At 69.6% G+C, this 11,806-nt stretch carries 12 protein-coding genes and 1 pseudogene; 2 read left to right on the top strand and 11 right to left on the bottom strand.

What is annotated here, in order from left to right; genetic code table 11:
* The 7 genes and pseudogenes from E2651_RS34290 to E2651_RS34260 form a co-directional block, all read right to left on the bottom strand.
* Positions 1–442: pseudogene (locus tag E2651_RS34290) on the bottom strand (hypothetical protein); the annotation flags it as partial.
* A 138-nt stretch (positions 443–580) separates the two neighbouring features.
* On the bottom strand, positions 581–1,534 hold the full coding sequence (gene rlmB / locus E2651_RS34285; protein WP_135335163.1) for a 23S rRNA (guanosine(2251)-2'-O)-methyltransferase RlmB: 954 nt from the start codon (positions 1,532–1,534) through the stop codon (positions 581–583).
* Positions 1,535–1,681: 147 nt separating this feature from the next.
* Positions 1,682–3,082 (bottom strand): cysteine--tRNA ligase, encoded by a 1,401-nt coding sequence (gene cysS / locus E2651_RS34280; protein ID WP_135335162.1) that lies wholly within the window; start codon positions 3,080–3,082, stop codon positions 1,682–1,684.
* Positions 3,083–3,162: 80 nt separating this feature from the next.
* Positions 3,163–3,567, bottom strand: a complete 405-nt coding sequence (locus E2651_RS34275) for a PPOX class F420-dependent oxidoreductase (RefSeq protein WP_135335161.1) — start codon at positions 3,565–3,567, stop codon at positions 3,163–3,165.
* 56 nt (positions 3,568–3,623) lie between these two features.
* Positions 3,624–4,127, bottom strand: coding sequence for a 2-C-methyl-D-erythritol 2,4-cyclodiphosphate synthase (gene ispF / locus E2651_RS34270; protein WP_135335160.1), 504 nt, complete (start codon positions 4,125–4,127; stop codon positions 3,624–3,626).
* Complete coding sequence (gene ispD / locus E2651_RS34265) at positions 4,117–4,845, bottom strand: 2-C-methyl-D-erythritol 4-phosphate cytidylyltransferase (protein WP_135335159.1); 729 nt, start codon at positions 4,843–4,845, stop codon at positions 4,117–4,119. Before ispD ends, ispF begins: the two co-directional genes overlap by 11 nt.
* Before the next feature lie 273 nt (positions 4,846–5,118).
* On the bottom strand, positions 5,119–5,601 hold the full coding sequence (locus tag E2651_RS34260; RefSeq protein ID WP_003953493.1) for a CarD family transcriptional regulator: 483 nt from the start codon (positions 5,599–5,601) through the stop codon (positions 5,119–5,121).
* Between the two features lie 649 nt (positions 5,602–6,250).
* Between E2651_RS34260 and E2651_RS34250 the strand changes: the two genes are divergently transcribed.
* Positions 6,251–6,988, top strand: coding sequence for a DUF461 domain-containing protein (locus E2651_RS34250; RefSeq protein WP_135335158.1), 738 nt, complete (start codon positions 6,251–6,253; stop codon positions 6,986–6,988).
* Positions 6,989–7,147: 159 nt separating this feature from the next.
* On the opposite strand, the gene E2651_RS34245 is transcribed toward E2651_RS34250, so the two are convergent.
* Positions 7,148–7,828 (bottom strand): response regulator transcription factor, encoded by a 681-nt coding sequence (locus E2651_RS34245; RefSeq protein ID WP_111665435.1) that lies wholly within the window; start codon positions 7,826–7,828, stop codon positions 7,148–7,150.
* The gene (locus E2651_RS34240; protein WP_135335157.1) at positions 7,825–9,084 is read right to left on the bottom strand and encodes an ATP-binding protein; all 1,260 of its coding nucleotides are present in this window, start codon (positions 9,082–9,084) and stop codon (positions 7,825–7,827) included. The genes E2651_RS34245 and E2651_RS34240 overlap by 4 nt, the downstream gene beginning before the upstream one ends.
* A 282-nt stretch (positions 9,085–9,366) precedes the next feature.
* Here E2651_RS34240 and phoU point away from each other — a divergent pair, with 282 nt between their 5' ends.
* Complete coding sequence (phoU, locus tag E2651_RS34235; protein ID WP_135335156.1) at positions 9,367–10,047, top strand: phosphate signaling complex protein PhoU; 681 nt, start codon at positions 9,367–9,369, stop codon at positions 10,045–10,047.
* 81 nt (positions 10,048–10,128) lie between these two features.
* Here phoU and E2651_RS44315 read toward each other — a convergent pair whose 3' ends face one another.
* The gene (locus tag E2651_RS44315; protein ID WP_167828976.1) at positions 10,129–10,287 is read right to left on the bottom strand and encodes a hypothetical protein; all 159 of its coding nucleotides are present in this window, start codon (positions 10,285–10,287) and stop codon (positions 10,129–10,131) included.
* A 61-nt stretch (positions 10,288–10,348) separates the two neighbouring features.
* Complete coding sequence (locus tag E2651_RS34230; RefSeq protein ID WP_348541682.1) at positions 10,349–11,752, bottom strand: APC family permease; 1,404 nt, start codon at positions 11,750–11,752, stop codon at positions 10,349–10,351.
* Positions 11,753–11,806: the final 54 nt, after the last annotated feature.

The following is an 11,806-nucleotide window of genomic DNA, read 5'->3' as shown; positions in this document are numbered from 1 at the left end:
CCGCGGGGGTGGCCTGCGTGACCTCGAGATCGTCATCGAGGTCGATACGCGGGATGACCTGGGTGGCACCCCCGTCGTCGAAGGCGTCGGCGCCGCCTGCGGCCGAATGGCGCACGCCGGTGCCGCGCACCGCCTGCAGCAGTCCGGTCGCTCCGGGGTCGCCCGGCTCCGACTTCCCGCTCCAGACGACGGGCGTTCTGCGCCGTGCGGCGGAGCCGACCGCGGGGATGCGCACGGTGTCACCGGCATTGCTCAAGTGCCTGGCGATACGCGGGGATTGGGTCCGCTGCGCGGTGGGGAGCTGCACGCGGAAGCTCGCGTGATTCACGATGACCTGGGCCGGGTCGCTCGGCACCTTCACCATGCTCAGCGCGGGAGCTTCGTCGAACCCTGACGAGCTTCCCCCCGTGGGATTGCGGGGCGTTCTGGTGTCCACACTCATCTAACCGAGTGATGTGTGTTTAGGACACTGCCTTGACCGTGCGGAAATGTCCGGACCGCGTCAAGATCGCCCTCCGGGCCCCGCACGTCAAACGCCGGAGGAGCCGTCTGTGGCCCCTCCGGCGTTCAAGGACGAAATCTAGGCCCGACGACGCGACGCCTCGTACAGCACGACACCCGCGGCGACACCGGCGTTCAGCGACTCCGTGCCACCCGGCATCGGGATCCGCACGCGGTAGTCGCACGTTTCGCCGACCAGGCGGGAGAGGCCCTTGCCCTCGCTGCCGATGACGACCACGACCGGGCCGGACAGCGCCTCGAGGTCACCGACCTCGTGCTCCCCGTCCGCGGCCAGGCCCACGATCGCGAGCCCCGCCTTCTTGTACGCCTCGAGCACCCGCGTCAGGTTCGTCGCGCGGGCGACCGGCGTCCGCGCCGCCGCACCGGCGGACGTCTTCCACGCGCCCGCCGTCATGCCCGCGGCACGCCGCTCGGGAACGACGACACCGTGCCCGCCGAACGCGGACACCGAACGCACCACGGCACCGAGGTTCCGCGGGTCCGTCACACCGTCGAGCGCGACGATCAGCGGGTCCTGCCCCGCGTCGTACGCGGCGGCCGCGAGCTCCTCGGGGTGCGCGTACTCGTAGGGCGGCACCTGGAGCACGAGCCCCTGGTGGTTGAGACCGTTCGTCATGCGGTCCAGCTCGGGGCGCGGCGCCTCCATGAGGTGGATGCCGCCCCGCTCGCCGGCGAGCTGCAGCGCCTCACGGACGCGCTCGTCGTTGTCGATGAACTGCTGGACGTAGAGCATCGACGCCGGGACGCCCTCGCGCAGCGCCTCGACGACGGAGTTGCGCCCGACGACCATCTCGGACGTGCCCTTGCCGCCGCGCCCCTTCACGGGACGGCGGCCGGCGGGGGACGACGCGGAGCGCTTGGCCTTCGCGTTGGCGACGCGGTTCTTCACATGTCCCTTGCGCGCCTCGGCGGGCGGCGTCGGGCCCTTGCCCTCAAGGCCGCGGCGTCGATTTCCGCCGCTGCCGACCTGCGCGCCCTTCTTGCCGGACATGCGGCGGTTGTTAGCGGCCATGACCTACCTGTCTGTCGTGTCGCGTGCGGCTGCACGCCTACTGCGTATGTCTATGAAGTGTGCACGTACGCAGGCGCGGATGCGCACGCGTACGTAATGAAGTGTGCCGCCCGGGTCGCCGGGCGGCACATCACGAGGTCAGAGCACTCAGCGCGGGCCGAGCGTCCACCGCGGTCCGGAGGGGCTGTCCTCGATGACGAGGCCGGACTGGTTGAGCTGGTCACGGATGGCGTCGGCGGCCGCCCAGTCCTTGCGGCCGCGCGCCGCCTCACGCTGCTGGAGCACCAGGCGTACGAGGGTGTCGACGACCCCGTGGAGGTCCTCCCCGCGCTCGGCCTCGCCGGCCCAGTGCGGGTCGAGCGGGTCGAGGCCGAGGACGCCGAGCATCGCCCGGACCTCGGCCAGGCGCGCCACGGCGGCTTCCTTGTCGTCGGCGGCAAGCGCGCTGTTGCCCTGCCTGACCGTGGTGTGCACGATCGCGAGGGCCTGCGGCACGCCCAGGTCGTCGTCCATCGCGTCGGCGAAGGCGGGCGGCACCTCGGGGGCCGGATCGACCACTCCCCCGGCCTTCTCCATGACCCGCTGCACGAAGCCCTCGATCCGCGCGAACGCGGACTCCGCCTCGCGCAGCGCCTCCTCCGAGTACTCGATCATCGAGCGGTAGTGCGGGGTGCCCAGGTAGTAGCGGAGGACGATCGGCCGCCACTTCTTGACCATCTCCGACACGAGCACCGAGTTGCCGAGCGACTTCGACATCTTCTCGCCGCTCATGGTGACCCAGCCGTTGTGCACCCAGTACCGCGCGAACGCGTCCCCGAAGGCCTTGGCCTGCGCGATCTCGTTCTCGTGGTGCGGGAAGATCAGGTCGATGCCGCCGCCGTGGATGTCGAACTCACGGCCGAGGTACTTGTGCGCCATCGCCGAGCACTCCAGGTGCCAGCCGGGACGGCCGCGGCCCCACGGGGTCTCCCAGGACGGCTCGCCCTCCTTGGCGGCCTTCCACATGGCGAAGTCCCGCTGGTCGCGCTTGCCGGTCTCGCCCTCGCCCTCGGGCTGCAGGAGCTTGTCGAGCTCCTGGTTGGACAGCTCCAGGTACCCGGGGAAGGAACGCACGTCGAAGTAGACGTTGCCGTCCGCCTCGTACGCGTGGCCGCGCTCGATCAGGCCGCGCATCATCTCGATCATCTCGGTGATGTGCCCGGTCGCCCGCGGCTCGTAGGTCGGCGGCAGGCAGCCGAGGACGTCGTAGCCGTCGTTGAAGGCCCGCTCGTTCTCGTAGCCGATCGACCACCACGGCCGACCCTGCTCCGCCGACTTCCGGATGATCTTGTCGTCGATGTCCGTGACATTGCGGATGAACGTCACGTCGTAGCCGCGGTGGGCGAACCAGCGCCGCATGATGTCGAAGTTGAGCCCCGACCGGATGTGCCCGATGTGCGGGGCGGCCTGCACCGTGGCGCCACACAGGTAGATCGAGACACAACCTTCGACGAGAGGGCTGAAGTCACGGATCTGCCGGGCGCTGGTGTCGTACAGGCGAATCGTCACCACACCAGGGTAGTGGGCGCAGGACAGTGCCCCGCGACCTCCGGCGGCAACCGGGCACGGAACTGTGACATGCGTGGGCGTCAGACGCGGCCGACGACCTTGCGCGGGGTGACCCGGACGACGACGCGCGGCGCCTCGCGCACGGAGCGCGGGTTCCACTCCACGTACTTCAGGCCCGTGTACTTCAACGACAGCTCGTCGATCAGGGCCTGTCCGCCCTCGGTGGTCATGCTCGCCTCGCCGCGGATCTCGGCGTACGTGTACGGATCGGTGAAGGGCAGGAGCATGACGGTCACGCGCGGGTCCCGCCGCAGGTTCTTGTACTTGCGGCGGGAGACGGTGGTGGAGAACACCACGTCGTCGCCGTCACACTTCACCCAGACCGGTGAGACCTGGGGGCTGCCGTCGGGCTGGATGGTGGCGACGCTGACGAAGACCGGGGTGTCGAGGAGAGCCTTGAGCTTGTCGGGCAGCTGAGCGGACATGAAGCCCCACTCCTTCGGTGACAGCTGATAAGGCGTACGAGTACCGAATACCACCGTCAGCCGGACGCGCGTACCACCAACGCGGTGGCGATCGCCGCGAGTCCGTCTCCGCGGCCCGGGAAGCCGAGCCCGTCGGTGGTGGCCCCGGAGACCGTGACGGGCGCGCCCGCGGCTTCGGAGAGCACCTGCTGTGCCTCGTCGCGCCGCTTGCCGATCTTGGGCCGGGGGCCGATCACCTGCACGGCCACATTGCCGATGGTGAACCCCGCGTCCCGCACGATCCGCGCGGCCTCGGCGAGCAGCTTGACGCCGGGGGCGCCGGACCACTCGGGGCGGCCGGTGCCGAAGTGGGCGCCGAGGTCGCCGAGGCCCGCCGCGGAGAACAGCGCGTTGCAGGCGGCGTGCGCGACGACGTCCGCGTCGGAGTGCCCGGCGAGGCCGGGACCCTCGTCCTCCCACTTGAGGCCGGCGCACCACAGTTCGCGGCCCTCTTCGAAGGCGTGGATGTCGGTGCCGATACCGACCTGCGGCAGGACGACCTGCGGGGTCTCAGAAGCCATCGTTGAGCCTCCTGCGGGCGAGTACGGCCTCGGCGAGGACGAGGTCGAGGGGGCGCGTCACCTTGAAGGCCTCTTCGTGGCCGGGCACGACGACGACCTGGACGCCCAGCTGCTCGACCATGCTCGCGTCGTCCGTGACATTGTCGGTGACCGTCTCGTGGGCCCGCACGAGGATGTCGCGGTCGAAGCCCTGCGGGGTCTGCACGGCGCGCAGCCGGGCCCGCTCGGGCGTCGCCACCACGGGCTCGGGCAGACCGTCGTCGCGCGGTTCGACCTGCTTGACGGTGTCGGCGAGGGGCAGCGCGGGCACGACGGCCGGTGCGCCTTCGCGTACGGCCTCGATGACGCCGTCGACGGTGTCGACGGGCACCAGGGGGCGGGCCGCGTCGTGCACCAGGACGACGCCGATGCCGGGCGGCAGCGCGTCGAGGCCGAGCTTCACGGACTCCTGGCGGGTCTCGCCGCCGGGGACGACGACGAAGTCGGTGCGCTCGGGCAGGGCGTGGTCGTCCAGGAGCGTCTTGACCTCGGCCGCCCCGTCCGGGGGCGCCACCACGACGACCAGGGAGACCGCGCGGGAGGCGGCCATGGCCCGGACGGCGTGGATGAGCATGGGAGTGCCGTTCAGCGCACGGAGCGCTTTGGGGGCGCCCGGGCCGAGACGCACGCCGCGTCCGGCAGCGGGAATCACGACCGCGGTGCGGGATTCGCTAGACATCGGTTCCGTTCAGGTTTGTACGCTCGGCAGACATGGGTATGGCCACACCGTGCCGGGCGCGACGCCTTGACCGGACCCTTCCGTGACATCTGGTCGAGCCAGCTGCCCGAGCCCGGCACACCAAGCAAGCATCGGGGGATGTTTCAAGCATCGGGGGATGTGTCGGAGTACGCCTGGATCCGAACATGCCGCAGCGCCCGGCGACACCATTGAGGGTCAGCGGGCACCGCGGCATTTCATGGCGCCAAGACGTATGCGTATGTCAGGACGCGATCAGGACGCGAGGACCTCGTCGAGCAGGGCCTCGGCCTTGTCCTCGTTCGTGTTCTCCGCGAGGGCGAGCTCGCTCACCAGGATCTGCCGAGCCTTGGCGAGCATGCGCTTCTCACCTGCGGACAGTCCGCGCTCGCGCTCCCGACGCCACAGGTCACGCACGACTTCCGCGACCTTGATGACATCGCCGGAGGCGAGCTTCTCGAGATTTGCTTTGTAGCGACGGGACCAGTTCGTGGGCTCTTCGGCGTACGGCGCGCGCAGCACTTCGAAGACCCGGTCAAGCCCGTCCTGACCGACCACATCACGTACGCCGACGAACTCCGCATTGTCCGCAGGCACACGTACCGTCAGGTCGCCCTGGGCGACCTTCAGCACCAAGTAGGTCTTGTCCACGCCTTTGATCTGGCGAGTCTCAATGGCCTCGATCAGCGCGGCCCCGTGATGGGGATAGACCACGGTGTCGCCAACCTTGAACGTCATGTGACAGGTACCCCTTCCGTGGCTATCCATCCTAACACGAGAACCGCCTCTTCTGAATGGCGTTTTCGCAGGTCAGGGCATATCTCGGGGCTTGACAACAGCAACAGGAACGTGCTGCGGACGGCTAGCGGAGCGGGGTATTCGCAGGTGGGAGCCGCTCTCCGGGGAGGGTGAAACACGCGCGTCACACACCCTCCGAGAGCGCTCCACGAGGCCGAACGTCCCGGTTTGCCGGGTTCCGAGTGATGAACTTCCGCTACTCCGTTCGGCGACGGAAGAGGCGTACGGCTCTCCGTTCGGCGTGAATCCGGAATTGATCAAGCCATCCTCGTGATCAATTTCCGGCACTTCCCCGGACCGCCATGCATTCCTTACCGGAAATCCGCAAGGCGGGCCGTGATGACTCTTGACGGCGCTTATGTGAATGGTGAACGAGAGGACAATGATCCGGCCGTGACGGAAGAGGCGCGGGAAGAGGCGCGGGTGGTGAGAGGCGGGTGCCGCGGGGAGGCTCGCGGTGCGTAGGGGCGGGTCGGGTGCGGTGGCGTGGGAACGGCTCGGTAACCTAAGCCCGCTGACACACCCTTAGGACGGCTTTACGGCCGCCCGCCCGTCCTGTACCGCTCTCGTTCAAGGAGTTGCCGCCGCCGTGAGCCGCAGCCTTCGACGTGGCGTCATCGCCGCCACTGCCATCGCGTTCTCGCTCACCTCGCTCGCCGCGTGCGGGGCCGGCAACGACGCCGCGACCAGCGAGATCAAGCCGGACAACGCGGCGACCGCCGTCGGCGACATCAAGATCCAGAACGCCATGGTCATCACCCAGCCCGACCTGGAGTCGACGGGTCCCGCGGTGGTCGCCGCGACGATCTTCAACAACGGCTCCACCGCCCAGACGCTCGACGGCATCACGATCGTCGGCACCGGCAAGAAGGCCAAGATCACGCCGGCGAAGGACGACGAGACCTCCAAGCCGGGCGGTCCGCTGACCATCCCGGCCGGTGGCTCGGTCATCATCGGCGGCAAGGACAACGCCTCCGCCGTCCTGCCCAGCAGCCGCGAGGCCGTCAAGGGCGGCGACGTGCAGTCGGTCGCCTTCGCCTTCAGCAAGACCGGCGACGTGAAGATGCAGAGCTTCGTCATCCCGGCCGAGAGCTACTTCAAGAAGTGGGGCCCGAGCGAGCTCCCGAAGGCGCCGGACGCCAAGCCGTCCACGAAGCCGTCGGGCAGCGCCTCCACCGACCCGTCGGGCGCGGCCTCCACGGACCCCTCGGGGAAGCCGTCGGGCACGCCCGCCGAGGGTGCGAGCACCGACCCGTCCGGTGCGGCATCGTCGCCGGCCGAGGGTGGCGCGGAGTCGCACGGTGCGGGCGACGCCGCCGAGCACTGATCGACGTACGTACGCATACGGAAGGGCGGGAACCCCGAGGGGTTCCCGCCCTTCCGTGCGTCTACGGAGACGTGGCGTACGTCTACGGAGCAGCGGTTTACGGCTCGAGCCTCTTCTTGACGCACCCCGGCGGGGCGCCAAGTCGGGCCCACTCGCGGTTTACGGCTCGAACTTGTAGCCGAGCCCCCTCACCGTCACCAGGTAGCGCGGGGCCCCGGGGTCCGGCTCGATCTTGGCGCGGAGGCGCTTCACGTGGACGTCGAGGGTCTTGGTGTCGCCTACGTAGTCGGCGCCCCAGACGCGGTCGATGAGCTGCATGCGGGTCAGGACGCGGCCCGCGTTGCGCAGGAGCATCTCCAGGAGGTCGAACTCCTTGAGGGGCAGGTCGACCTTGGAGCCGGAGACCGTGACCACGTGGCGGTCGACGTCCATCCGGACCGGGCCCGCCTCCAGGGCCTGCGGGGTGACCTCCTCCGGCTCGCCCCTGCGGCGCAGGACCGCGCGGATGCGGGCCACCAGCTCGCGGGACGAGAAGGGCTTGGTGACGTAGTCATCGGCTCCTATTTCGAGGCCCACGACCTTGTCGATCTCGCTGTCCTTGGCGGTGACCATGATCACCGGGACGTTGGAGCGGCCGCGCAGCTGGCGGCAGACTTCCGTGCCGGGCAGGCCCGGCAGCATCAGGTCGAGCAGGACGAGATCGGCGCCGTTGCGCTCGAACTCGTCGAGTCCGTCCGGGCCGGTGGCCGCGATGGCGACCTCGAAGCCCTCTTTGCGGAGCATGTAGGACAGGGCGTCGGAGAAGGACTCCTCGTCCTCTACGACAAGCACTCGGGTCACGGAAGGACCTCCGGGGCAGGGATGGGTTCGTACGCAGTGGTCTCGTCGGGCCGTGCGGTGTCGGCGTCGTTGCCGAGTCCGCCGTGACCGGATCCGCGGTCGCGGGTCGCGGCTGCTTCGGGCAGCCGCAGAGTGAAGGTGGAGCCCTGTCCTTCCGAGCTCCACACGGTGACCTCCCCGCCGTGCGAGGCGGCCACGTGCTTGACGATGGCGAGGCCGAGGCCGGTGCCGCCGGTGGCCCGGGAGCGCGCCGGGTCTACGCGGTAGAAGCGCTCGAAGATGCGCTCCTTGTCCTTGTCGGAGATGCCGATGCCCTGGTCGGTGACGGCCACCTCGATGAGATCCCCGCCGGGTGCGGTGACCCGGCGGGCCGCGATGCCCACACGGGTGCGGGCGGGGCTGTAGTTCACGGCGTTCTCGACGAGGTTGCCGAGCGCCGCCGCGAGCTGGCCGCGGTTGCCCCATATCTGCAGGTCGGCGGTGCCGCCCGCGGCCATGGTGATCTGCTTGTGGGAGGCCTGGTGGCGGCTGCGGTCGATCGCCTCCGCCACCAGTTCATCGACACGGACGGGTTCGGCGTCCTCCAGGGGGTCGTCGTTCTGGACCCGGGAAAGGTCGATGAGCTCCTGGACGAGGCTGGTCAGGCGGGTCGCCTCGATCTGCATCCGGCCGGCGAAGCGCTCGACGGCCTCGGGGTCGTCGGACGCGTCCATGACGGCTTCGGAGAGGAGGCTGAGGGCGCCCACCGGGGTCTTCAGCTCGTGGCTCACGTTCGCCACGAAGTCACGGCGTACGGCCTCGATGCGGCGGGCCTCGGTGAGGTCCTCCACCAGCAGGAGCACCAGGCGGGAGCCGAGCGGGGCCACGCGCGCCGAGACGGCGAGGGCCTCGCCCCGGCCGGTGCCGCGGCGCGGCAGGTCCAGCTCGACCTGGCGTATCTCTCCGTCACGGCGGGTGTCCCGCGCCATCTGGAGCATGGGCTCCACGGCGAGCTTGCCGCCGCGGACCAGGCCAAGGGCGTACGCCGCGGAGCTGGCCTTCACGACGCTGTCCGCCTCGTCGAGGACTACGGCGGACGAGCGGAGCACGGAGAGGACCGTGTCGACGCCTGGTGGCAGTACGGCGTCGGTGTGCAGGGAGGTCCGGGTGGGGCGTTTCAGGTCGCGCTCGCTCCAGCGGAACGCCAGCATGGCGATGACGCCGGTGCACACCCCGGCGATCGCTGCCGCTGCGGCGACCGCCGCGTTCACGTCCATGCCTCCAGGTTATGCGCCTTTTACGCACCGGCCACAGCCATACGAGTGCGGCCTCGAACACTCGTCGCCCAGAGTTCACCGAGGGGACGGTGATGGTTCACTTCGGCTGAACGGGCCGCCCGGGGCCTCGGCCGGGCCGCTCCGGTGATGCCGTTTCCCGTCGCCCACAGTTCACCTCGGTGACAGGGACGGTTCATGTGAGATGCCGGAAACGGACGCGTCAGGGCCGCACCGTGGGAGCGTGGGGGTCACCCCCCGGACGTACTAGAGAGGGACATCCACATGCGGGACGCGTACCACGAGGAACTTGACTCGATCGGCGAGGGCCTGGTCGAGATGGCCCGGCTCGTCGGGTCGGCGATCGGGCGCGCCACGACGTCCATGCTCGACGCCGACCTGAAGCTGGCGGAGAGTGTGATCGCCGCCGACCAGAAGGTCGACGATCTCCAGCACGAACTGGAGGCCCGTGCGATAGCCCTGCTCGCGCGGCAGCAGCCGGTCGCCACCGATCTGCGCATCGTCGTCACCTCGCTGCGCATGAGCGCCGACCTGGAGCGCTCGGGCGACCTCGCCCAGCACGTCGCCAAGCTGGCCCGGCTGCGCTTCCCCGAGACGGCCGTGCCGCAGGATCTGCACGCGACGATCCTGGAGATGGGGCAGCTCGCGCAGCGGCTGATGGCGAAGGCCGCCGAGGTCATCATCACCAAGGACGTCGATCTCGCGCTGCAGCTCGAGCAGGACGACGACGAGATGGACCTGCTGCACCGCACGCTCTTCCAGCACCTGATGGACGACCGGTGGAAGCACGGCATCGAGACCGCCGTGGACGTGACGCTGCTCGGCCGTTACTACGAGCGGTTCGCCGACCACGCGGTTTCCGTGGCCAAGCGGGTCGTGTACCTGGTCACCGGTGAGCACGCGGATGAGATCCAGCCGACGGGGACGCCTGTGGAAGGGGCCTGAGTTCCCCTTCTCGGGCGTCAGGGTGTGCCCCGCACTTCAAGGTGCGGGGCACACCCTTTTTGTGCGCCCTTTTGGTGCGCCTTACCCGCAGCCTCCGCCGCACTGGCACGACCCACCCTGCTGGCAGCCGCAGCCGCAGCCCGAGCCGCAGCCGCAGGCTCCCAGCAGGACCAGTTCGGGCAGGCCTGGTGTCACGGTCGGCTGCTCGGGGGTGAACACGGGGTTGGGGGACTCGGCCATGGGTCTCCTCCTCGAAGGCGTACTGCCTGTCCTCCATCTCATGCCCATGGCTGACGGCGCATCAACGGCGCACATGAGCGCGGATGTTCGCCGCCCAGTGGCCGATGGTGCCGATGAGGAGCAGGGCGAGGACTGTGCCCAGGGTGAATGCCTCGAAGGGCAAACGCGATACGCCCCAGGTGGCATGGAAGTCGTACGCGATGCCGAGGAGTTGCTCGAGCGTGCCGGGGAACAGGGCCGCCCAGGAGCCGATCAGGATCCACGCGTAGACGAGTGCCGCGCAGATCATGAATCCCCGGGTGCCGAAGGGGACTTGGTAGGGGCGGGGTGTCTCGGTGTGGCGCAGGCGGAGGACCGCCAGGGCCGGGATCACCGACAGGTAGGACAGGAGCAGGGTCGTCACCGCCACGGTGAGGACCACTCCGAAGACCGCCGCCGCGTCGCCGTCCGCCAGGCGCATCGCCGCGAGCATGAACAGGGTCGCTATCGCCCCGGAGAGCAGGTTGGTGCGGACGGGCGTGCCGAGGGTGGGGTGGAACGCGCCCAGCTTGCGGCTGAAGAAGCCGCCGTCCGCCGCCGCCATCGCCTGCATGCGGTCGCTGACGATCATCCAGGCGCTGCCCTGGGTGAGCAGCGCGAAGGTGAAGAGGACGGCTGTGGTGGTGAGGAGCGGGGCGGCCGCGCCGTCTCCGTAGATCGTGAAGACGAGCTTCGTGCCCTCCATGAACCCGCCGATGCCGGTGAGCTTGCCCGGTGGGACCACGGAGAGGAGGGCGAGGACGGGCAGGAGGTAGCAGGCTGCGGCGATCGCCGCTGAGCGGCCGAGGGCCGCGGGGACGTCGCGTTGCGGGTCGTGCATTTCCTCGCCTGCGGCGTTGGGTGCCTCGAAGCCGACGTACGCGAAGAGGAGTACGGGGACCAGGGCGAGGAAGCCGGCCGTGGTGGGGGCGGCTCCCGCTTCCGACAGGCCTCGGAAGCCGTGGGCCATGCCGTACGCGACCGCGGTGAGCGTGAAGAAGGTGAGGGCGAGCAGCTTCGCCGCCGCTCCTGCCGTGGTGATCCACTTGCCGCGGCGGAGGGAGACGACCGCGGTGAGGATCGCCGCCCAGATGAAGAGCAGCTTGAAGGTGTAGTCGGCCGGGGTGCCCTCGCCGAGGTGGAAGACGAAGCCGTCCCAGGTCTCGGCGGCGATGAAGACGAGGGAGCCGCCGAGCCAGATGGGGTTGGTGACCCAGTAGAAGAGCGTGGTGAGCGCGGCGGTGAACCTCCCGAAGGCGAGCTTCACCCAGACGTAGGGCCCGCCTTCCTGGGGGAACGCGGCACCGGTCTCCGCGAAGAGCAGGGCGTAGGGGACGAGGAAGAGGACGGCGATGACCGCGGTCCAGGTGATCGCCTGGCCCCCGCCGGTGGCGATCTGGCCGACGGTGTCGAAGGAGATGACGGCGGCGACACCCATGGCGGTGATGTCGAAGCGGCGGAGGCTGCGGTGGAGGTGGGGAGCTGTCTCTTATACACATCT

It is taken from the genome of Streptomyces sp. MZ04 (assembly GCF_004684775.1).
Taxonomy (GTDB): domain Bacteria; phylum Actinomycetota; class Actinomycetes; order Streptomycetales; family Streptomycetaceae; genus Streptomyces.
The sequence above is the reverse complement of the archived record's forward strand: the minus strand, read 5'-3'. Positions and strand labels throughout refer to the sequence as shown.

Coding starts and splice junctions, on each gene's coding strand:
- rlmB (WP_135335163.1), bottom strand. CDS start 1,534: ATGGCCGCTAACAACCGCCGCATGTCCGGCAAGAAGGGCGCGCAGGTC.
- E2651_RS34275 (WP_135335161.1), bottom strand. CDS start 3,567: ATGTCCGCTCAGCTGCCCGACAAGCTCAAGGCTCTCCTCGACACCCCG.
- ispF (WP_135335160.1), bottom strand. CDS start 4,127: ATGGCTTCTGAGACCCCGCAGGTCGTCCTGCCGCAGGTCGGTATCGGC.
- ispD (WP_135335159.1), bottom strand. CDS start 4,845: ATGTCTAGCGAATCCCGCACCGCGGTCGTGATTCCCGCTGCCGGACGC.
- E2651_RS34260 (WP_003953493.1), bottom strand. CDS start 5,601: ATGACGTTCAAGGTTGGCGACACCGTGGTCTATCCCCATCACGGGGCC.
- E2651_RS34240 (WP_135335157.1), bottom strand. CDS start 9,084: ATGGACGTGAACGCGGCGGTCGCCGCAGCGGCAGCGATCGCCGGGGTG.
- phoU (WP_135335156.1), top strand. CDS start 9,367: ATGCGGGACGCGTACCACGAGGAACTTGACTCGATCGGCGAGGGCCTG.
- E2651_RS44315 (WP_167828976.1), bottom strand. CDS start 10,287: ATGGCCGAGTCCCCCAACCCCGTGTTCACCCCCGAGCAGCCGACCGTG.